Below are 22,692 nucleotides of genomic sequence, written 5' to 3'. Positions count from 1 at the left end.
CTACAAACCTGAATTAAATTTATCGCCATTTTTCGTGCACCATTGCTTAAGGTGATTTCTCATTTTTAATAACTTGTTTTTGCTTGCGTTTTCCTTTGCCAGATTATGCATCTCTCCAGGATCTTTTTTCAGATCAAAAAGTTGCTCACGCAGAATCCCCTGATTATAAACGATATATTTAAAATCCTTTGTAATTACCGCTCGTCCGCTGATACCCAGCAGTTCTTCGTTATCGGCAAAATCGGTTTCTATGACTAAGGTATCACGGAGTGATAAGCTTGGATTACTCATCCTTTTACTTAGATCTGCTCCTTTCAAATAACCTGGCTTGTTTACAGCGGCAAGCCCACAAATTGTTGGAATCACATCTACGCCGTTGCAAACCAGCATATCATCTGTACGGGCTTTCATTGACCCATCCATTTTGGAAATGATAAAGGGGACTTTCGCGGATTCTTCATATAAAATCTGTTTCTGATTCCAGCTATGGCCTGCATATCCGTCGCCATGATCTGCAGTAAAAATGATGATCGTATTTTTTTCCACGCCATATTTTTGAAGTGATCCTAAGAGCATTTCGATATAACCATCCACTTTTTCAACTAAACGGTTATAAGCCCATCGATATTGCCGCCACTGATCTCCAGTCCAGCCTACTGATGGGTAAGTGCGCAAACCAACCGTTTTTTGCTGATCCCTTACAATCTTCGGTTCCAGTTCGGGAATTCGCCAGTTTGAAGGTAAAGGTGGGCACTCCGCTACAGGTGGGGCATTTGCTAAAACATCCATCTTTAATGTTTCACCCCTTGCCCACTCGCAAATATCATGGGGATTTAAAAAAGAAGCGACTAGCAAAAACGGCTTATCTTTATTTTCCTTAATAAACCTGGCACAAAAGGATGGCGTTGCCGCGTCGTTATAATCCAAAAAAGAAGTATTTTCGATGTATTTAAATCCGTGTTGACCTACTTTGCTTGTGGGTACAGGTAAGTGCCACTTGCCTACATAGCCAGTTTGGTAACCTCCATTTTGAAATATTTTACCCATCATTAGTAAGCTATCTGGCCATTGTCCATCTTTTTCTGGTGCATTGCCAATAAAACCTGTTTCATGAGGCATTTTGCCGCTAAAAATTGAAGAACGCGATGGCGTACACAGAGGCTGCGCACAATAAGCCTTGGTAAAACGAACGCCATTTTTCGCAAGTTTATCCATAGCAGGGGTTTTTAAATATTTATTCCCCGCAGCACTCATGGCTTCAGCAGTCTGCTGATCGGTCATAATGATCAGAATGTTTGGCCGTTCTGGCGATTGGGCAAAAACATATAACCCTAATAAAGAAAATATTAACATTAACATAATCCCTTTCATTGAGAAACTCTCTTTGCCAGCAACGTTCAATCTCATATTTTATAAATCTAAAATCTGGTAATGTTCTTTGTAAATAACTTCCATCAATAATTATTCTTTGTAATGCTGCGAAAATCGGCAAAACGATATTTACTTTATCAATCCAAAGCTTCCGATTTCATTTTCTTGCTTGGTAAAAATTGCCTTTTGGCAATAATCTTATCAAACCTTACTTCAATTACACTTGCGATTTTATCTGGTGCACTCAAGGGTAGACCCGTTATTGCTAACTTACCATCTCTATTTTGCTTTATTTTTAGCGCACTTTTTTGCCCTAACAAGTTGGCGCTAATGGCTCTATCGGCTAAGCCTTCCAATTCTAGTTTTCCATCAACTGGCCAGTTAAATATCGATAAATAAAGCGTGGTGCTATTTTTATCGTCTTTGGCAGTAATACGGCCCCAATCTACATTTGCTATTGGGTTGGCGTGTGTACCATAAATGGCTATACCATATTTTTTCATCCAATCGCCAATGTCTTTTAGGCGATCTATGCTTTCCTGTGGAAAAGTACCATCCGCCTTAGGCCCGACGTTTAATAAATAGTTACCTCCTTTTGATGCAATATCTAGGAGATTTTGAACCAGCATAGCCGATGATTTCCATTTATCATCATTGCTACGGAAACCCCAAGAGTTGTTCATCGTCATACAGTTTTCCCAGTCCTTGCCATCTAGCTCAGATAAATTAGGGATTTTTTGTTCTGGCGTTTTATAGTCGCCTCCAAACTGAGGCTTTTTGCTTAATCTATCGTTTGTAATTACATTAGGAAACGGCTTCAGTGCGTCTTTTAATTTTTGCGCCTGGTCTGTAGTTATATATGCTGGGGTATCCCACCAGATCACGGCCACATCACCATAATTAGTCAACAACTCTTTTATTTGAATTACAGCAATCGTGTTAATGTACTCATCGAAAGTTTTGGTATCCTGAACTGGGTCCCAATGCCCGTTATGCGCTAAAGTATAGGCATCAATTTTTGCACTATCGGGATTATTCCACCCTTGGTTCATTGCTCTACGGTGTGCCGCACCACCCGAATTGCCCCAATCCTGCTCCTGAGAATAATAAAAACCCAATTTCATTCCTTGTTTTCTACAGGCTTCTGCCAAAGGTTTCAATAAATCTTTACCGTACTGTGTGGCATCCACAATATCCCAATCGCTCGCCTTGCTGTCAAAAAGGGCAAAACCATCGCGGTGTTTCGCCGTAATTACAATGTATTTCATTCCCGCAGCTTTTGCCGACTTCACCCATTGCTCAGCGTTATATTTTATAGGGTTGAAATTCCTTGCGGTGTCTTTATATTCCCGAACAGGCACTTTCATTCTGTTAAATAGCCAAGCCCCGTCTGCTACACGTTGTTCTATCCCGTGGTAACGACCTGCAAATTGGGCATAAGCTCCAAAATGGATAAACATACCAAAACGGGCTTCTCGCCACCATTCCATCTTTTTATCTGGTGTTTGTTGTGCAAAAATCGGTAAACATACAACTGCTGAAAGAAAATAAAATATGAACAACCTCTTCATCATAAGATCAATTAAAACTAATATTAATACTGGGTCATTTGACCGACTAAATTTGCAGGAACCTGAACTTAAACAGCTTTCTATTAATGATTTGACCTTGCTAACGACTTCATTTTGGCTTTCATCTTTAGATTTATCCCATCAATTGCATTTCATCATCGCATTACAAAGCGATGCCATTTATAGAGATCAAACTTTACAGAAATTAAAATCCTGGATTTTGTCTGGTAATGTTTTTATTCACATCCAGCTCGTTTTGCGGAAGCGGATAAAGTTCATGTTTACCTTTAACAAAATTGGTACTTGCTACATACGCATATTGCGAACGAATGGCTTTGACAGCATCCTGTGTTGCTTTTATCTTATCACCAAGTAAATTCCATCTAATCAGGTCAGATCTGCGCATACCTTCGAAGCACAATTCCCACGCTCTCTCGTTTTGAATTCTTAGCAGAAAAGCATCCTTAGACAATCCTGTTGGTAAATCTACAGTTGCATTTGTACGCTTGGTCTGCAGTCCCGCTGTTAGTACTGCCCCAGTACCCACCCCGTTAATGCTAAGGGTTGGCGGTGTTGTATAGCCACTTCCTGCATTTAAAATCGTAACTGCTGATATTCGTCCAGATGTGATTACTGGTACTGCATAAGCATCCACGCCCGAACCTGTAATGCTGATTGTTGTAGCAGCTGTATAGCCCATACCTCCAGCACCAAGCGTAATTGTAATACCACTTCCTGGAGTGTTTGTTGCATACGCTCTTCTTCTCACTGCATTGATGGCATCATAAGCTTCAATAGTTGGGCCATTATTCAACTCGTTATCAATCTCTGCTTTCATCAGCAAAACATCTGCATAACGCATGGCAACATAGTTGATGTTTGTGTAGCTTCTTTCCAAAGCTGAGTTTTTTTGATATTCACGGCTCCACTTTCCCGGCGTCCAGGTTTCATCTTGTCTCGCCGTTAACAGCGGTACACGGTTTCCGTTAGCATCCAGGCTATATCTGGCAATCGAAAAATCACGACGAAGGTCTCCGTTATCAAAACTGCTATAGAAAGATGCAGGAACAAAAACTCTATTTAAAGTGCTACCGTAAAGCCCATTAGCCGTTAGGCCTGCATTAAAAAAACCAAAACTAGAACTCGACGTTGTGGTAACTGCTGGCGTGTAAAAAGAAACTTCAAAAAGACTTTCCTTTGGTTCGAATACCTGCTGTGATTGGTTTTTAAAAACCTGGCTATAACTATTGTTTAATTGGTATAGACCAGATCCAATAACCTCATTTACTTGATTCTGTGCGATCTGATAATATTTTATATAATCATTGGGCCTTTGCATGGCGCCGTTGGCGCTCAGTGAATATCCCCCCGCAAAAAGTGCGACACGAGCCAATATTGCCTTTGCACCAAATTTATTAATCCGTTCATCGGTAGGTAGAGATGCAGGCAACACCGCAATAGCTTCTTGCATATCCTTAATTACCTGCTCATAAATTGCAAAACGATCGGTAAGGGGTAATCTTAATTCATCACCCGTAACCGAACTTTTTGTTTTAAAAGGCACATCGCCCCACAACCTAACCAATTCTGAATAATAAAATCCCCTCAAAAACTTGGCTTCTCCCACCATTCTATTTAGATCGGCTTTTTCAGCAACCGATCCATTTGTGTATAAATTCATTTGCGGAATACGTTCAATCACTACATTAGCACGGTCTATTCCAGCATAAAGGGTCGACCATGTATTGTAAAACATTGAGTTTCCAGCCAGATGATAGTAGTGTGAAACCTCTCTAAAGTCATTAACAGTAGTTCCTGGACTTAAAAACTCTGCATCTGTGTCAGCATCATATACCAAAGGAATATTCCATGCGTAGGTATTTGGACTTTTCATAGCTTCATAAACACCAAGTGTAGCAGAGTAAGCTTCACTAACCGATTGAAAATAATTTGCAGAGGTAAAAGACGAATAAGGAGTGGTTTCTACCATTTTTTTGCAGGAAATCAGTGGCATTAGCCCAATCAATCCAACGACTAAAGCCTTTCTTATATTAGTATTTTTCATTTCAATCAATATTAAAGGGATAAATTTAAACCAGCTACAAAAGATTTGCCTCTTGGATAGGCGCTGAAATCCACGCCTGGCGTTAATGGATTATTAATTACACTTACCTCTGGATCATAACCAGAATAATTGGTAAATACATGGAGATTATATGCAGTAAAATACACTCGGGCATTTTTGATTTTTACTTTCTCCAGCCATTTCTTTGGAAAAGTATAACCTAAACTTATATTATTGATTCTTAAGAATGAACCATCTTCTATCGCATAACGGGTTAATCGACCTCCTGTAACCCCTGCAATAGAGGCTACCGTGTTTTTTCCCCTGTTTAATGCTTCCAACTCAACTGGATTGATTACCAGTTGGCCCGCTGCGTTTACATTGGTCCATCGTTCAGCTTGGAAAGCAAGATTACTATTATATTCACCTGAAATGGCCAGATTATTTTGAATGTTAGCGTTATATATATCGTTTCCGTAAGTAAAATCCAGGAAGATGCTCAGGTCAATGCCTTTATAGCTAAAATTATTGTTTATACCGCCTGTAAACTTAGGATTTGCATTGCCAATAACTGTACGGTCGAAATCATTAATCAGACCATCTGGCGTACCATTCGGGCCACTTATGTCGGCATACTTAGCATAACCTGGCTGAACCACGGTACCATTATTTACCACACCCGTTTTTAATGTATATGTGTTAGTAGTGGCATTAAAATTAAAGTCATTTACCTGATACAATCCATCGCCGATATAACCGTACATGATGCCAACAGGTTGTCCAACTTGTAAGATATAATCATTAAAAGCTGTATTATAACTACTTACCAATAAAGAACTTTCCTCATTACTTAATTTTAAAACTTTTGTCCTGCTGAATGCGATGTTGAAATTTGTATTCCACTGGAAAGCGGCCTTTTTAATATTAATGGTATTTAAGGTAAATTCGATTCCTTTACTCGAAGTTTCGCCAATATTTTGGAGTTGAGTGGTAAAACCAGAGCTGGCAGGAATACGCGTATTATAAAGTAAATCTTTAGAACGGTTATCGTAAATATCTGTAGTAAGGGTTATTCTTTGCTTCAATAAACCTAAATCCAGACCCACATTACGTTGCACCACCGTTTCCCACTTTAAAAATGGATTAGATAGATTAGACTGATAAGCAGTGCTGATAATCTGATTGTTTAAAGGATAGTTACCCGTAACAAATGTACTCAGCGATGCATAATTGGCAATTCGGTTATTACCCGAACTTCCATAACTAACACGCAATTTCAGGTCAGAAAAAATCTTGTTTCCTTCCATGAAAGGTTCTTGTATAATCCTCCAGGCAACTGCTGCTGATGGAAAATAGCCAAATACATTCTCAGATCCGAATTTGGATGATCCATCTCTTCTTAATGAAGCACTCAATAGATACCTGCCTTTGTAGGCATAATTTCCCCTGGCGAAGAACGATAGAAGTTTATCATCCTCGGCATAAGATGTTGGAAAACCCGCAACAGTACCAGCGCCTAAATTATCAAAACCATTGTTTACTGCAGGAAATCCACTTGCGGAGGCTGAAAAATTTTCTAAATAGCTGTAAATGTATTCCTGTCCTACTGAGATATCCATTTTATGGTCTTTCGCAAAGGTGTTGGCATAGGTTAATACGTTATTGAAAGAAACACGTTGAGATAGCGCATCACTAATGCTTCCATTTGGTCCGCCTGCACGAATCGCCTGAATGTTAGTCGCATCGATGAATGTTTTGATCTTATTGGTTTGACTGGTATAGCTAATCAAGCCATTGTAGGTCAGGTGATCGATAATACTATATCTCGCAGTTGCACTGGCGTTTAAACTTTTTATAGATTGTTTAATTTGACGTGAGTTAAGCGCAACCAGAGGACTTTGGAAAGCTGGACTACCTTGGTTATCCAGCGGATCAATGGCATCATCCAATAAATCTAGATCATTACTATTTTTTCCGTTTATCGGGCGGTATTGAAGTAAGGTTTGTAGAAAACTCAATCTGGCGTTACCCCCCGTTTGTGTTCCTCCGGTTCCATAAATTACCTGGTTTGAATAATTCACAATACCAGTTACCACGCCTTTTTTCCCTATATTGTTGGTTACAGTAAGTTTCGCGATATCTTTATTTGCACCACTATTCAATAATAATCCATCATTGTTATTTTTAGAATAAAAAAGGTTGTATCTGATCTCACTATTCCCTCCATTGATGCTCACCTTATGATACTGACTCATTACCGTTTTTCCTAACACCTCATCCTGCCAGTTAATTCCAGGTCTATCGCCATAATTGATCTGTAAGGAATCAAAAGAACCATAGGTACTGATAAATCGTTGAAGCCTTGTGGCATCGCGAACTGAATTTTCATAAGCATACTGCGCATATTGAAGCGGACTAAGTACAGGCAAATATTTGCTTGTGATTCTGGCGCCTACATATCCGTCATAGTTTATAGTGGTTTTACCACCCTTAAGTTTTTTGGTAGTTACTAAAACAACTCCATTGGCTCCACGGGCTCCATAAATTGCAGTAGCAGAAGCATCTTTCAATACATCGATCGATTCCACATCCATCGGATCTAAAAAAGCTAACCCTTCAGTTTGTGGCACGCCATCAACCACATACAAAGGTTCATTGCTTTGGGTTATAGATGTTCCGCCTCTAATTTTTATAGATGGTTCAGCACCAGGATCTCCACTACCAACGCTTACCTGCATTCCAGCAATCCTGCCTTGTAAAGCCTGCGCTACGTTTTGAACAGGAACTTTGGCGATTTCTGTCCCGCTGATGGATGACACTGACCCCGTTAAACTACCACGGGTGGTTTCCTGGCCATATCCTGTAACCACTACTTCGTTAAGTGTATTGGATTCATCTTGCAATTTGGCATCTATAACAGTTCTGTTATTTACGCTGATTTCTGTCACTTTTGATCCAACGTACCTGTAAACGAGTATTGCATTTGCTGGCACTTTTATTTGATAAGATCCATTTTCCGAGGACATTACTGCATTCTTGGTTCCTTTTTCAAGAATTGTCGCACCTGGGATAGGTTGGTTAGTTCCATCTCGAACCACACCTTTTACCATAATCACATTTTGAGCTTGTGATACAGTAACTAAGCATAGTAGACATAGCATAAGTACGATTTGTTTCATTTCAGTTAGGTTAGTTTGGTATTTAGTCTAGAATATGTTGGTTAGTTTATTTTTATATTTTATTTGCTAAAACTTGATGGCAAATATTTGAGTATTTTCAACAACGAATCTATGTTATAGAATCTATTTCGGGTTTTAAATTTGGTTAAATCATTATCAAAATTGATTAATAATGTATTTAAACTACCATTTTTTGCTTCATATTTTCAATTGCACCATACTTTTGAAATACATTTGCTGCACAGCCTAATAACCCTGCTTTGTTACCAAGGCCAGCAGCAACAATTTGGGCCGATCCTGGTCCTGTAGGTACAGCCAGTGCCAATACTCGTTTTTCAATCTCCCTGATGTAAAAAGAACCCGATTCACTAATGCCTCCCCCAATAATTATCCTTTGTGGATTGAACAGGTTGATAAAACTTACAATACCTGTGGCCATATAATCAAAATGAGATTCCATCACCTCCATTGCATCGCTTTCTCTTAACATGTACCTGCTGACGATATATTTTGCATCTACATTCTCAGGAGTATCTTTACAGATAGATTGATAGTGATTGACCATTGCAGTGATCGAAGCATAGGCTTCCAAACATCCTCTGGCACCACATGCACAAGCCTTACCTTTATGATTTATGATAATGTGCCCCAATTCAGTTCCCCTGTTTTTGAACCCGCCATAGAGTTTAGAGTCAATCAGCACCGCACCACCTATTCCAGTACCCACTGTGATGAACACCGCATCGCTACAGTCTTTGGCCGCACCATAAGTCAGCTCACCTAGGCCCATCAGGTTTGCATCATTATCAATAATAATGTTTTTACGGGTAACCAGTTTTAATATGTTGCCCAGTTCTACATTCCTGAAGCCAGGCAAATTAATTCCGCCTGCAATTACTACATTATTCTCGATGATGCCAGGAAATCCTACACCAACTCCAAGAATTGAATCATCATATCTTTTGGCACAAGCATTAATGGCTTCAGTCATGTGGCCGATTACAGCACCATGTGTTTTCACATTTGTCAGCGAAATGTTTGTTGAGTACAAAATTTCACCATGGGCATTTACAACCCCGCATTTAATGGAAGATCCGCCAACGTCGATACCTATTGCATTTAATTGGTTCATGTTTAAAACATTTATTTAGGTTGAGATAATTTATGATCAGGATCCACTTGCGATGCAGAACATAAACAAACCCTAAAGTACAGGCATTTCGATACTTATAGTTTCGATTTTAGACTAAAGTATTTAAGTTTTGGCTAATGCTAATAATTTGACTGAGGGGGCAAATATTCCCAGCTGGCGCATTTTAAAAGGTTTCCGTCAAAAAGTTTCTTAATCAAAATCAAAAGCATTTTAACGAAAATCAAAATCAAAAATGCATCGTCTAACCTAATTTCACAATTGCTTATTCAGCAGATTATTTAACCAGCAAAAAGACAAATCTCTCAGATGAAAAAAGTCCTTACCATATTCTTTATTAGTGCCCTGACATTTAAAAGTTATGCACAACAAGAAACGCAATGGTTTTCAAAAGCAACCCGTGTAGTCGAGCTTCAACTTAAGAAAGCTGCAAGCGCCTATAGTCCAGGAAAAAACCCGCGTTCTGTTAATCCTGATGGAACGGTCAGGCTGGCACCCTACAAAGACTGGACAACTGGATTTTTTCCAGGTTCGTTATGGTATGGTTATGAACTTACAGGAGATAAAACCCTGGCTGCTGATGCTAAACGCTTTACTTTAGCCTTAGATTCGGCAAGGTATATTACCAATACACATGACGTTGGTTTTATGCTCTACTGTTCTTATGGAAATGCCTACCGCATTACTGGAAACAAAGAATATCTACCAGCGCTAGAAGATGGTGCAAAGCATTTATTGAACCGTTTCGATCCTAAAATCGGAGTGATCAGATCATGGGACTTTGCCTGGTGGAACTACCCTGTGATTATTGACAACATGATGAATTTGGAATATTTATATTGGGCTTCAAACTTCCTAAAACAGCCCAGCTACGGCAATGCTGCAAATGCTCACGCTTTAACAACTCTTAAAAACCATTTCAGGAAAGATTATAGTTCTTATCACGTAGTCGATTATGACCCAAAAACAGGTAAGGTTATTCGAAAGGCAACACATCAAGGTTTAACTGATGAATCGGCCTGGGCCCGCGGGCAAGCATGGGGACTCTATGGATACGCCATGTGTTACGCCAATTCTAAAGATGAGAGATTTTTAGAACAGGCTGAACACATCGCAGCTTTCATCATGAATCATCCTAAAATGCCAAAAGATAAAGTTCCTGCCTGGGATTTCGATGTTCATAACGCCCTTGATACAGCCGAGCGAGCGCCGAGAGATGCTTCAGCCGCAGCAGTTATTGCATCAGGATTATTAGAACTGAGTACACAGGTTAAGGATGGCAAGAAATATTTCACCTATGCAGAAGATATTCTAAAATCTCTTTCATCAGATGACTATCTGGCGAAACCAGGTGAAAACAAATATTTTATTTTGAAACACAGTGTTGGTGCTTTCCTTTATAATTCAGAAATTGACACTCCACTTGACTATGCAGATTACTACTACCTGGAAGCTCTGAAACGTTATAATGAAATCGCAAAAATTGATTTAAAATCAATCAAAAAAAATTAATACACCATGAAATTAAAAGTATTAAAATTCCTGATTGCCCTTGCAATTTCTGGTCTAAGTTTGAAAGCGCAGCAAAGCCCGATTTCAAAGGAAGACTTCGACAATATTAATTTAAACTATCCTGGACTGGAAAAAGTAAATCAAAGCTTTCAATCAGCGAAGTACGATCAAGCTGCCCAAGAGCTGTTAGTTTATTACCGTAACCGAAAACAAATACACCACCCTGATTTCAATATCGGAGATGAGCAGCGTTTCAAAGGAAAATCGATAGGTGCAGCAAATCAGGAGAAAGCAGATAATGCATTGCTTCATAAATTCCAGCCACATAAAGGTTATGGATTTTTCGATTACGGAAAAGAAATCAACTGGCAGCTTTGGCCAGTAAAAGATAATGAGGTAAGGTGGCAGTTGCATCGCGTATATTGGTGGCAATCTATGGGATTAGCCTATAGAAGCTCAGGAGATGAAAAATATGCCAGGGAATGGGTTTATCAATTCCGCGATTGGGTTAAGAAAAACCCATTAGGTCTTTCTGCAGATAATGATGCTTATGCCTGGAGGCCATTAGAAGTTTCAGAAAGAGTACAAAGCTTGCCAGGAACCTTCAATTTATTTCTGTCATCGCCTGAATTCACGCCCACATTTTTAATGGAATTTTTGAAATCTTTCCATCAACAGGCGGATTATATCCCACAACATTACTCGAAAGAGGGCAACCATCTATTATTTGAAGCCCAGAGGGTATTATTTGCAGGAGCATTTTTTCCTGAGTTTAAAGCATCGCCATTCTGGAGAAAAAGCGGTATAGATATATTAAACACAGAAATCAAAAAGCAGGTTTATGCCGATGGAGTGCAGTTTGAGTTATCCCCGGTATATCATATTGCATCTATTGAAATTTTTCTCAAAGCTTTCAACGCTGCAAAAATGGCTGGCGTTGAAAGTGAATTCCCTGAAACTTTTAGTGAAACCATTGAGCGGATGATCATGGCTAATATCGATTTTTCATTCCCAGATTATAGTGCACCAATGTTCGGCGATTCGTGGATTGCGGATAAGGCGGGAAGAATAAAATTATATCAGGCTTGGGCTAAAAGCTTTCCAAAGAATAAAGTTATCCAATATTTTGCAACGGAAGGCAAAGAAGGGGAACGCCCAGATCACCTTTCTCACGCATCAAGCAATGCGGGTTTTTATACTTTCAGAAACGGATGGAACAACGAATCAATAGTGATGGTTTTAAAAGCAAGCCCTCCGGGAGAATTCCATGCGCAACCAGATAACGGTACATTTGAGCTTTATGTTAAGGGTCGAAATTTTATGCCTGATGCAGGAACTTTTGTTTACAGTGGCGATGCGGAGATAAATAAGCTACGTGAGCAGTATCGCCAAACCAAAATGCATAATACACTAACATTGGATGATCAGAATATGCTAATCACAAATGCTAAACAAAATAAATGGAAAACGGGTAAAATGATGGATGTATTAACATTTACCAACCCGAGTTATAAGGATTTAGATCATAAGCGAACTGTACTTTTCGTTGATCAAAAATATTTTATCATTATCGATAGAGCAATCGGATCTGCAACAGGAAAACTGGATGTTCGCTTTCATTTGAAAGAGGATGCCAAGCCAGTTTACGATAAATCAAAAAACCTAATATATACCACCTATGGCGATGGCAATAACTTGTCGATCCAATTGCTTAACCCTGCTAAAACAGCCTTATTAGAAGAGCAAACTAAAGTTTCTTACGAGTATAGAAAAGAAATGCCCCGACCAGCAGTAGCCTTCGAAAAACAAAAGGTAGATGCAACAACACCGTATTTCATCAGCGTAGTTTACCCTTTTATAGGTAAAAAAGCACCAGAGATAACGATGAAGGAAAATACTGGAAATGACTTTGTTCAGGGCCAATTAGATTTCACATTAATCATCAACGGAAAAAGCCAAAACGTTAAAACCAACATCAATCAGTAAAGACTTTTGTTGTATCCTATTATTAAACACATCTAACCAAAGAGAATAATGAAAAACATAAATCTCATATCGCACAAACACCTGATATTTATTGCGTTTATAGCACTGTCATGTAGTAAAGAAAGCACTGTTGACAGTCAAGATCGTGTTTCGACGCTATCCTTAAATGATAAAAACAATGTTAAGAAAGCGAGTGATACATTTAATAATGGCGATACAATCCTTAATGTAAATTACGAAACCGGCACCTTTGATTCAGGGATTACGGGCCTGACGGCCACACATGCGACAGCCTCAGATGCTGCCTATATGGTAAGTCCTGCGGGCAATGGCAGCAACTTTGCCATTGCCCATAAAATTGTTTATGGCGATACCACCTATAATTCTGATGGAAACATAAGAAGTGAAAGTGATGCGATAGCCATACAGAAAGCGAAGTTTTTCCCTGGTGATGAACGCCGTTACGAATTCAGCGTTTTATTAAAAGACTGGACACCCTGGGTTTCTGGACCTACCTACGAAACAACAATATACCAACTTAAAGTATCAGGCAATTCTACCTCTGGATCTGGTGTTCCTCTACAATTTCGAACGGCGAGAAATGCAATGCGTTTAAGATATGAAGGTTCTACTTCCATAAAAGACATTATTACAGACTTACGCCCATATGTAAACCAATGGTTAAATTTTAGAGTAGATGTACTATGGGCAGACAATAATACAGGTTACATGAAAACCTACATGCAGCTTCCAGGCCAAAGTAGTTATATCCTTGTTGATGAAAAAACGAACTATACCACGTTTGCAGGAAATGTAAGTATTGGAAATGTAGGCTACATTAAATGGGGAGTTTATGTAACTCAAGCGCCCTTAACCCGTATTGCCTACCATGATAACATCAAAATTATTAAGTTGCCACTGCAATAATTTTCCCAAACATATTCAATAAAATCTTTCTGTTAAAACAGCTCTTATTACGGACTGCAAATGGAATGGGATAAGCGAGGTTCATTGCGTTGTCGGAAGTAAATTTATTAATCTTTTTATACGGATTTTTAATATCAGAAATTACAAAGACTATGTGTAAGCGGTTTCGAAAATTATTCAAATTAGATGGAAAAAATTAACTACAAAACTCCTCGACTGGAAGATAAAAACTAAGATCAACAAAAAGCTATTTAAAAATACCTTCTGGGAGTATTGCGGTCCAGGATTTGGGAAAGCTTTCGACACCAAAAATTTCGGCTATTACTCTGGAAGTATTTTTGTTGCTGTTATAAATTTGAGTGATACCAGTCTTCTTGATTTTTGGACCAGTAATAGCCCATGGAATTTGCATTTCCTCCATGCTCACACCACCATGACCAGTTCCCTTACCGCCGTGATCAGTGATAAGCAAAAAATAGGTATCCTTGGCCAGATCATTTACTTCCAATTTTTTAACAAATTCACCAATAGCCTGGTCTGCTTCCTTAACTGCATCAATATACTCGTTCGACATCCACTTAAAACCATGCCCAGCGTGGTCAATTCTTACACTATATAAAAAAACGAGTTGCGGACTTTTTTTGTTATCCAAAATAAATTGTTCTGCTGATTTATAGTTATTAACAAATCCATCTTTTTCTTCAAATGAAGCCACATCTAAATACTTCTTATTCATTGAATTGATCAACTCGGCCCAGTTGTAGTAAAAAGCAGTTTTAACTGCTGGCCTAGCATCTTTTAAAACCTTGAAAATGGAAGGAAAATACCCTTCACCATCTACATCCAATGCCTGAAGTTCGTGCTTATTTAAAACCCAGCTGTTATTGGTAACACCATGTTCTTCAGGTCCGGCACCAGAAAAATGGCTCGTCCAGTTTGGCAATGTTACCGATGGCATTACTGGCCTGGTATCAAGAGAAATCAGTCCATGTGCAAAAAGTTTATCGATATTTGGATGTGGTATTTTCCTGTATGCTTCAGATGAAAACCCATCCAAACCAATAATGACCACACGCTGCCCGAAAACGTTTGATAGAGATGTTAAGAAGACAATCAATAGAATTGATATAATTTTTAGAGATTTCATATTTTAAAATTTTACAATCAGCAAAAGAACCTATTTAAAAACTTTGATTAAATGATCAAAATTTTAATCCACTGGAAAAAACTACCCTTTTTTCACAAAGCGAACTGCCCATACGCTTATTGAGGATAATATACAAAAAATGGAGATAATGATGAATATACTATTCGTACTTCCCGTAATATCAATTGCGAAGCCTAAGATTGGTTCTCCGAACGCCGCAAACATATAACCTGTCATATTCATAAAGCCTATACCTCTACCTGTCAGATTACTCCCCAGCAAATCAGGGCTTAGAGGGAGGGCCTGCAGCCATAGCATACAACCCAAGACCTTACAACGTTCTTCTTCACGCTACTAATTGTTGATTAGTTCAGCATCAGGCGCCCATGCCATCGACTGAAAGTAACCTTCAATGCCCAACAAAAGCATGATTATGGTAGGACTAACAGAAAAACTAATGGCAATATTAGTTATAATGGAGAGGTATGCACCAGTCGTCAACATAACCCTTGCTCTGAACTTATCAGTAAAGGAAATACTCAAATCAGCTTTTTTGCTACTGGATTATTTAATATCACAGTTATCAATAAGTTGAGTGCTCTGTTTTGCATTCGTAGTTAGGCTCGTTGATCCTGTTTTTATAAAATCTCCTTGCATATAATAGTTATTTAATTGGACAGGAAGACTACCATCTTTAATTCTAATTAACCATTCTCTCTGACACGCAGATACAGAGCCTTTATCATTTTGGGGATACGTCATGCTTGACTCATGCGAAAAACCGACCACATGCCCCATTTCATGCGCAAATGTAGAAACAGGCTCAAACATGGCTTTGTTAATTACTGAAGCCGCTATACCAAGTGTCCCTCCGCCGCCAAGACCCGTTACGCCACCCTCACAGATCCCTAAACTTAATTTTGTTTTATTAACTATATTATTGTAAGCGGTCAGTTTTTCTGCTGGTGACATCAATATAACGTCGTTATTGGTGATGGATTCGTTTAGAAAAGACTGTCGCATATTGGTAGCGCTGCTGTATAGATAAGCCATATTAATTAATAAAGCACTATATTTTCTAAAATCCTGTGGCGTGGGGTTGTCTTTCCAGTTTTCCTGATTATGGTTTGGATCAAAATCATTAGGCTTGAACTGCCACTTCATCTCACCAGCTTTTTTGAGTTTCTGCAATAGTGGAGTGGTACCTGTGTAATCAAAGCTTACCTGCGATGGTGCAATACCCACAGTTTTATATTGAGCTAAACTGACAATTTTATTCGTTTGGTTTTCAAAGAAATCAGTGGTTTCATTAACAAAAGGATATTTTATTTTTTTGGTGGTGTGCGCTTTAATATCAGCAACCAAAAGTTTAACAGGCTCATCTCGACCATTAATTTTTAGCAGAATAGTGACCTCTTCAATATCTAACGGAACAAAATTTGTAATCTCAATGGTGGTATTATCGATAGCATTTACGCTAATTAACCTTGTGAAATCGATTCTTCTATTTTCGGCAGTGTAAATATTTAATCCCTCGCCGTCTTCGAAGATTCGTTCATCATTGTTACTGGGAGCAATTACAGCCTTTGGCGTAGTAATGGTTGGAACAGCACTTGGATCTTGATCTTTACGGCAAGAGCTTATCATAAGAAATGTTGTTAAAAGAATAACTGTTGCGCTGTTATTCATAAAGCTCAACCTCGAAATTTTGTTTTTCAATAGTAGGTGATTATAGTTATGTAAAGTAAACAATTAGGGAAATTTGTTAGTCTTGATTTGGTTAAAATTTTAGGAGCATTACTTTAGCTGAAATTAACTTCGCCATAAAATCAGTAGCGAAGATTTTAGTTGTTTCAAAAAAAAACGTAAAATAGAAGGTTATATTACAATAGCCCCGAAATTGTCGGTATAAAACTTGTCGCAACCTACAAAAAATCAAAAAAAGGGAGATGTAATCAATTGTATGCCTGGAATCGAGCACTGGCATGGCGCAACTCCGAAAACGGGTGTCACTTATATTGCAACATCTCCCGCAGCAAAAGGAAAAACCATCTGGTTAAAAAAAGTTTCAGACGATGAGTATTACGGTAAAAAATAAATCAGTTATAGTGGGTAATCACTATTAAGAGTTGGTGCAAAAAAAGGTCATAATATCATTTATGACCTTTTAAAAATTCAGGTCGGCTACAGTCTAATTTAGCAACAAATTTATAGCTCATTTAAGGCGAATCAGCAGAACCAGAACTAAAATGATTAATTATTTGGTCACATCTCACTAGCAAAAATTTACGAAGTAACCTTTAAGCATGTCAATGTCATGGATTTGCCGAGATGAATAGACTGATATTTTACAGTAGTCTAAGTTTTGCCTCTTTTTGTGAACTATGAATAACTTTAGAAAGAAATTCCATTTTCCCACATTGCTTTCACGTCTCCATCAGTTCTTGGTAATAATTTTTCTAAAGTCTGCACAGCCTCTGCCTGTATTTCTTCGATAAAGTGCCGAAAACCTGTATTATATGAATGAAACGCGGATTGATAATCATCCTGGAACATGATAAATGCATCAGCTAAAGCAGTTGCTCCAATAATTGCCAACGAACCGCCCATTCCTGCTGCTGGAGAGGCACAATAACCAGCGTCGCCAACTAAAGCTACTCTGCCTTTTGTCCAGGAGTGCATTTTTATCTGACAGAATTTATCAAAATAAAATGATGTAGAATTCAACAATTCATTCTGAAGCTCAGCTGTTCGCCAGCCCATGCCTTTCATTTGCAGGGATACAATTTCTTTCAATTGGTCTTGCTTACGAAAATCATAGCTAATTTCATTTTCAGTCCTGAAAGTAAAAATAACATCCGTCTTGTTATTATGGGCATACAGCGCTGCCCCTTTATTAGGCTCCGAATACATTTGATAGGTGCCATTTTCAACCAGCAGTTTATCTACAATAGCTATCGAAAAATATTGCCCCAGGAAATGAGCAAATTCAGATTCCTGTCCAAACCAGATTTTCCGAACTGCTGAGTGTATTCCATCGCATCCAAAAACATAAGCGTAATCATCTTTAGAGCCATCTTTAAAAAATACTTCAATATTATCCTGAGTTTCATTTAATGCAGTAATGCTGTTATTAAATTTTAGCTCTGCATCAGTTTTTATCTGATCATACATCATATAGAGCAAAGAATCTCTTTCGATTTCAAATTCATCATCTGGCAATTCGTCACCTGGTTGCCTTAATACAAAGCTGAAGCCTGTCTGATCATCTGCATTTTTGAACTCCCATTTTTCTGGCCCGATCCTCATTTTTTTTATCTCTTCAAAAAGGCCCATTCTTTTAACGATCTCCACTGTCGGGCCTTTAATATCAACTGGTGTGCCTCCTTTTTTCAGTTCAGAACCAATCTCCACGATCGTAACTTGGTAACCTATTTTATTCATCCAATATGCCAAGGTAAGGCCAGCAAAACTCGCCCCTGATATCAGCACTTTTTTATTTAATTCCATTTTTCCTGTTGATTACATTTCAAGGCAAAGTTCATTTTCTTTAGCCTTTAAAAGAATAACCAATCAAAGCAAGTATTGGACTAATCGTGGTTTTTATTCCTGAACGTTATCGCAGAAATCCCAGTTACCTTGGAGAACAATCTTGAAAAATAAGGATAATCAGCATACCCAAGTTCAAAAGCAATTTCCTTAACCGACTTATTGGTATGGTAAAGCAATCTTTTAGCCTCTAAAATAATTCGCTCTTGAATAAGGTAAGAAACAGAATAACCTGTACTTCCCTTTATGCAGTCATTTAAATAGGGTGTAGAAATATGTAATAGTGCAGCATATTGGCCAGGCCGTTTTAGGTTGATGTAATTTTTTTCCAGCAGTTTTCTGAAAGCTGTAGTCACTTTTTCAAATCGTGAAAAGGTCTCATCGGGTTTGGCTAGATTTAAAAATTGCGACAGCAGATAAGCAATCAATGTATTACAACTGTCTCGGAGTAGTGGGTAATATAGTTTATTGTTTCGTTGTGCGTAAAAATTCAGACAAAGAGAGAAGCTGCTCGAGATAACGGAGAAAGCTTCTTTTTCTAATAAAAATGGAGCTATAGGATTGAGCTCCTGAAGTATCTTGAGGTATTCTGTATTTAGGTTTTCACTATTTATGGATAGAGAACTCACAATAATATCATCGATATCCAGCATTCTATGTACCTGATCTGGATGCAGATATACAACTGCTGGTGCTGAAACATTATAGGTTTTGAAATCAATTTCAATTAAAACTTTGCCTTTTTCCAATATATGAAAAGTATAGCCCTCATCCCGGTGTGCCTGTGCGGCATCTTCAGCTTGTTGTGCAGTTGCAAAATAAGACTTTTTAAGATTGTTTCTATCAATGGAAATACCAAGATTTAGCATATCTCCCATCGTATTTATGGGTATCTTATTTTTGTTTTTCCGCATATAATATTATAATACAAATCTAGTATAAAAGTACATTACAAAAATCATTACCAAGTATGTCCAATTTAAAACCCTCTTTCAAAAAGCGTTTACTTTGCCAAACGAATTGGTTTATTAAAAAGCTGATGATGAATACTTTTTAAACTAATACAGACAATATTCTAGCGTAGTCTTGACGCATAATGATGTTTGCAATTTCTTAACTATTCATAACGTCAAACAGTTAAAATCATTACACTGGGTGATTTTAAAAGTTATGCCTGTTTATTTTATTTTTGAATTGAATTTTCAAGTGTTTTTTTTGAATAAAGCTTACGGATCAGACTAGGTAGGGCAATCAGTAAAAGCGGCAGCGCAACAATAAATCCTCCGATTACAGCAATTGCCAATGGTTGGTGAAGTTGTGCACCAGCACCTATTCCTAATGCCAATGGCATCAGTGCAATAATCGCCCCTAGTGCGGTCATTAATTTAGACCTTAACCGTGTCGAAATAGCGAAAGTGATGGCATCATCTACTTCATTATCGTGCAACGACTCCTTAAACTGTAAGAAAGTAAAAATTGCATTTTCACCGATAATCCCCACAATCATAATCAACCCTGTATAACTACCTACGTTTAATGGCGTTGCCGTTATAAACAATGCCAAATAGCTGCCTGAAATACCCAGAACTGAAATCAGGAGAATTAAAAATGCTATTTTAAAATCCTTGAAAAGGAATAAAATAACACTAAAAACAAGCAAACTTGATGCAATAAGGATAGTCAATAATTCAGAAAAAGATTGTTGTTGCTCCTTGTAAGCACCGCCATATTCAATGTGATATCCTGAGGGCAGATTTACTTTTGATTTGATAGCTGACTGAATATCATTCATTACACTTCCCAAATCTCGGTTATCTAATCTGGCAGTAATGGCACCAATGGTTTGCAGGTTTTCCCTTTCCACTTCAGCACTACCTGGTTTCAGCTCAACTTTAGCTAAATTCTGAATTGGAATGGCAGTTCCATCAGGCAGAAAAATCTTCATCCTCGAGATATCAGAAATACTAAATTTTCTACTACCCGGATAAACCATTCGGATGGGAGAAAGTTGTTGTTTATCATACAAATCACCGATTACATTACCTTGCATGCCCGTTTGAACCTGCAACTGAAACGATGCAGGCGTTACACCGTATTGAGCAAGCATAGCAAAATTAGGCTGAACATTTACGGTTGGGCCAGATAATACAATCCCATCAAACACATCAGCTGTTCCACTTATCTTGGAAACCAAATTTGCTACCTGTTTTGATAAGCCCTGTAATTTTTGCTGGTCGCTACCAAAAATTTTAATCTCGATTGGTTGAGTCGAACTCATTAAATCGCCAAGCATATCGCCAATCACCTGCCCAAAATCCACCACTAATGCAGGCTGTGTACTTTCAACATGTGTTCTGATCTCAGAAATCACCTCATCTGTACTTTTTGTTCTGTTTGGTTTGAGTTGAATCAGGTAATCCCCTGTATTAGGCTCGGTAATGAAAAAGCCCATTTGTGTTCCGGTTCTTCTCGAATAAGCCTGCACATCAGGTATTTTAACAATTTCTTTCTCCACTTCTTTCAACATCCTATCGGTTTCTTCAAGCGATGTTCCTGGAGGCGATGCGTAATCCAAAACAATACTCCCCTCATCCATTTCTGGTAAAAATCCTGTTTGTAAGCGAGGAAAAACGACTGCAATGGAAGCTATTAAGATCAATATAAAAACAAAACTGATATACGGTCGCTGAATAAAATAACGCACCCAATTTTGTGGCTTAACCTCATGAACAACAGCTTGCCTGCCGGATGCATTATTGTGTGAATCTTTTGTGAGCAACAGAAAAATTACGGGTAAGCCAATCCAGGTTACAAAAAACGAGCAAACCAGGGTAATAATCATGGTATTGGTCATTACCTGGAAATAAGACCCTGCAACCCCTGTCATAAGTACGAAAGGCAAGAAAATTACAATAGTACTAATCGATGAACCCAACATTGCAGGAAAAAGATAATGAATCGCCCTTCCAAGTAAAGGAACTGTAGGTTCATCAGGATGCTCCTCGTGTGTACGATGGATTTGTTCTACTACCACTATAGCATCATCAATAATTAATCCAATGGCCGCTGCAATAGCACCCAAAGTCATGATATTTAGAGAGTAACCGATAAAATAAAGTACAATCACCGTTAGGCAAAGCGTAACTGGAATAGTGATGAGGATGGTTGCGCTGGCTTTAATTGAACGCAGAAAAATAATGGCGACAATGATGGCCAGTACTAATCCTATCCATAAACTATCTCGAACGCTTTTGACCGATTCGTTTATAAAATCTGCTTGTACGTAATAGGGTTTGATGGTGATCCCCGCAGGAAGTATGGTTGCGAGCTGACTAACCTTTGTGGCCATTTGGCTCGAAAGGTCAACAACGTTGGCGTTAGGCTGTTTAATAACTGCAATCAGAATTCCGTCTTTACCATTTGCATTTATTCGGGTATATTCTACACTTTGTTGTATGCTAACCTTGGCAATATCGCCAACTTTTAGTGTACGGTTTCCCTTTCTGGTGAGTACAAGGACTTCAAGGTCAGTTTTGGTTTTTACCGTTGCATCGGTAACCGAGAGGTATAAATAATTATGGTCGGCTAAATACCCGTTCGATTTTATAAAATTGGTTTGAGAAAGTACAGTGCTAATTTGATCTGGTGATATGCCTAGCGTTTGCATTTTGGATACATCAAGTTCCAGCCAAAATTCCTTGCTTTTCCCTCCAATAACCCGAATTTCAGATACACCTGTAACTTGTGAAAGAAAAGGTTTCACGGTATAAGTGGCAATCTTTTTCAGTTCTGCAGTCGAATATTTATGGCTCTCCAAGCTATAGCCGCTAACGGGCAAAATGGAGGGGTTCATTTTCTCAACCGAGATGTTTACCCCTGCCGGCAATGTTGCGCTGATTTTTGCAATCTGCGATTCGATTTGTTGCTGGCTTAAATTGATATCTGCTCCAGGATTCATAAATGCCGAGAGCTCGCAACTTCCACGACTGGTTGTACTCCTTACCAATTGTAGATTTGGCACTTGCTTTACCGCATTTTCCAACGGACGTGTAACCGTCACCACCATTTTATCAACTGGTTGCAGTTCAGCATCGGCAATAATTTTAATCTTCGGAAAAGTGATTTCGGGGAAAAGTCCAGTTTTCAGTTGCTGAAAAGAATAAACGCCTCCAACCAGAATAATGACCAGTACGGCCAGAATAGGATTTCTATGAGAGATAAAAAAGTTTTTCATG

15 protein-coding genes are annotated in these 22,692 nt (G+C 38.4%); 4 read left to right on the top strand and 11 right to left on the bottom strand.

All coding sequences use genetic code 11. The features are described 5' to 3' along the window. The 5 genes from ABD692_RS09265 to ABD692_RS09245 form a co-directional block, all read right to left on the bottom strand. Nucleotides 1–1,407, bottom strand: a complete 1,407-nt coding sequence (locus ABD692_RS09265) for a sulfatase family protein (RefSeq protein ID WP_344766466.1) — start codon at nucleotides 1,405–1,407, stop codon at nucleotides 1–3. 101 nt (nucleotides 1,408–1,508) lie between these two features. After that, nucleotides 1,509–2,945, bottom strand: coding sequence for an alpha-L-fucosidase (locus ABD692_RS09260; protein ID WP_344766464.1), 1,437 nt, complete (start codon nucleotides 2,943–2,945; stop codon nucleotides 1,509–1,511). Between the two features lie 202 nt (nucleotides 2,946–3,147). Continuing rightward, nucleotides 3,148–5,007: a RagB/SusD family nutrient uptake outer membrane protein gene (locus ABD692_RS09255; protein ID WP_344766462.1), complete on the bottom strand. Its 1,860-nt coding sequence runs from the start codon at nucleotides 5,005–5,007 to the stop codon at nucleotides 3,148–3,150. Nucleotides 5,008–5,018: 11 nt separating this feature from the next. Then, entirely contained in the window at nucleotides 5,019–8,186 is a 3,168-nt protein-coding gene (locus tag ABD692_RS09250) for a SusC/RagA family TonB-linked outer membrane protein (protein ID WP_344766460.1), read from the bottom strand. Between the two features lie 178 nt (nucleotides 8,187–8,364). Continuing rightward, nucleotides 8,365–9,318, bottom strand: a complete 954-nt coding sequence (locus ABD692_RS09245) for an ROK family protein (protein ID WP_344766458.1) — start codon at nucleotides 9,316–9,318, stop codon at nucleotides 8,365–8,367. 327 nt (nucleotides 9,319–9,645) lie between these two features. Here ABD692_RS09245 and ABD692_RS09240 point away from each other — a divergent pair, with 327 nt between their 5' ends. From ABD692_RS09240 to ABD692_RS09230, 3 genes are read left to right on the top strand one after another with little or no spacing between them, the layout of a single operon-like run. Beyond that, a complete protein-coding gene (locus tag ABD692_RS09240) occupies nucleotides 9,646–10,848 on the top strand; it encodes a glycoside hydrolase family 88 protein (RefSeq protein ID WP_344766456.1) in 1,203 nt (400 codons plus the stop codon). Between the two features lie 6 nt (nucleotides 10,849–10,854). After that, nucleotides 10,855–12,834: a heparin-sulfate lyase HepC gene (gene hepC, locus ABD692_RS09235; RefSeq protein ID WP_344766454.1), complete on the top strand. Its 1,980-nt coding sequence runs from the start codon at nucleotides 10,855–10,857 to the stop codon at nucleotides 12,832–12,834. A 48-nt stretch (nucleotides 12,835–12,882) separates the two neighbouring features. Next, nucleotides 12,883–13,761, top strand: a complete 879-nt coding sequence (locus ABD692_RS09230) for a heparin lyase I family protein (protein ID WP_344766452.1) — start codon at nucleotides 12,883–12,885, stop codon at nucleotides 13,759–13,761. Nucleotides 13,762–14,008: 247 nt separating this feature from the next. Here the strand turns inward: ABD692_RS09230 and ABD692_RS09225 are convergent, their stop codons facing one another. From ABD692_RS09225 to ABD692_RS09215, 3 genes are all read right to left on the bottom strand, one after another. Next, the gene (locus ABD692_RS09225) at nucleotides 14,009–14,908 is read right to left on the bottom strand and encodes an alkaline phosphatase family protein (RefSeq protein WP_344766450.1); all 900 of its coding nucleotides are present in this window, start codon (nucleotides 14,906–14,908) and stop codon (nucleotides 14,009–14,011) included. 354 nt (nucleotides 14,909–15,262) lie between these two features. Next, nucleotides 15,263–15,451, bottom strand: coding sequence for a hypothetical protein (locus ABD692_RS09220; RefSeq protein ID WP_344766448.1), 189 nt, complete (start codon nucleotides 15,449–15,451; stop codon nucleotides 15,263–15,265). 21 nt (nucleotides 15,452–15,472) lie between these two features. Continuing rightward, a complete protein-coding gene (locus ABD692_RS09215; protein WP_344766446.1) occupies nucleotides 15,473–16,597 on the bottom strand; it encodes a hypothetical protein in 1,125 nt (374 codons plus the stop codon). Between the two features lie 226 nt (nucleotides 16,598–16,823). Here ABD692_RS09215 and ABD692_RS09210 point away from each other — a divergent pair, with 226 nt between their 5' ends. Beyond that, a complete protein-coding gene (locus ABD692_RS09210) occupies nucleotides 16,824–17,006 on the top strand; it encodes a cupin domain-containing protein (RefSeq protein WP_344766444.1) in 183 nt (60 codons plus the stop codon). A 296-nt stretch (nucleotides 17,007–17,302) separates the two neighbouring features. On the opposite strand, the gene ABD692_RS09205 is transcribed toward ABD692_RS09210, so the two are convergent. The 3 genes from ABD692_RS09205 to ABD692_RS09195 form a co-directional block, all read right to left on the bottom strand. Then, nucleotides 17,303–18,418: an FAD-dependent monooxygenase gene (locus tag ABD692_RS09205; RefSeq protein WP_344766442.1), complete on the bottom strand. Its 1,116-nt coding sequence runs from the start codon at nucleotides 18,416–18,418 to the stop codon at nucleotides 17,303–17,305. Between the two features lie 80 nt (nucleotides 18,419–18,498). Continuing rightward, complete coding sequence (locus tag ABD692_RS09200; protein WP_344766440.1) at nucleotides 18,499–19,371, bottom strand: helix-turn-helix domain-containing protein; 873 nt, start codon at nucleotides 19,369–19,371, stop codon at nucleotides 18,499–18,501. A 269-nt stretch (nucleotides 19,372–19,640) separates the two neighbouring features. Then, entirely contained in the window at nucleotides 19,641–22,691 is a 3,051-nt protein-coding gene (locus tag ABD692_RS09195; RefSeq protein WP_344766438.1) for an efflux RND transporter permease subunit, read from the bottom strand. Nucleotide 22,692 lies beyond the last annotated feature (1 nt).

This window comes from Pedobacter ginsengiterrae (assembly GCF_039537385.1).
GTDB lineage: Bacteria > Bacteroidota > Bacteroidia > Sphingobacteriales > Sphingobacteriaceae > Pedobacter > Pedobacter ginsengiterrae.
The sequence above is the reverse complement of the archived record's forward strand: the minus strand, read 5'-3'. Positions and strand labels throughout refer to the sequence as shown.

Coding starts and splice junctions, on each gene's coding strand:
- ABD692_RS09265 (WP_344766466.1), bottom strand. CDS start 1,407: ATGAGATTGAACGTTGCTGGCAAAGAGAGTTTCTCAATGAAAGGGATT.
- ABD692_RS09260 (WP_344766464.1), bottom strand. CDS start 2,945: ATGATGAAGAGGTTGTTCATATTTTATTTTCTTTCAGCAGTTGTATGT.
- ABD692_RS09255 (WP_344766462.1), bottom strand. CDS start 5,007: ATGAAAAATACTAATATAAGAAAGGCTTTAGTCGTTGGATTGATTGGG.
- ABD692_RS09250 (WP_344766460.1), bottom strand. CDS start 8,186: ATGAAACAAATCGTACTTATGCTATGTCTACTATGCTTAGTTACTGTA.
- ABD692_RS09245 (WP_344766458.1), bottom strand. CDS start 9,318: ATGAACCAATTAAATGCAATAGGTATCGACGTTGGCGGATCTTCCATT.
- ABD692_RS09240 (WP_344766456.1), top strand. CDS start 9,646: ATGAAAAAAGTCCTTACCATATTCTTTATTAGTGCCCTGACATTTAAA.
- hepC (WP_344766454.1), top strand. CDS start 10,855: ATGAAATTAAAAGTATTAAAATTCCTGATTGCCCTTGCAATTTCTGGT.
- ABD692_RS09230 (WP_344766452.1), top strand. CDS start 12,883: ATGAAAAACATAAATCTCATATCGCACAAACACCTGATATTTATTGCG.
- ABD692_RS09225 (WP_344766450.1), bottom strand. CDS start 14,908: ATGAAATCTCTAAAAATTATATCAATTCTATTGATTGTCTTCTTAACA.
- ABD692_RS09215 (WP_344766446.1), bottom strand. CDS start 16,597: ATGAATAACAGCGCAACAGTTATTCTTTTAACAACATTTCTTATGATA.
- ABD692_RS09205 (WP_344766442.1), bottom strand. CDS start 18,418: ATGGAATTAAATAAAAAAGTGCTGATATCAGGGGCGAGTTTTGCTGGC.
- ABD692_RS09200 (WP_344766440.1), bottom strand. CDS start 19,371: ATGCGGAAAAACAAAAATAAGATACCCATAAATACGATGGGAGATATG.
- ABD692_RS09195 (WP_344766438.1), bottom strand. CDS start 22,691: ATGAAAAACTTTTTTATCTCTCATAGAAATCCTATTCTGGCCGTACTG.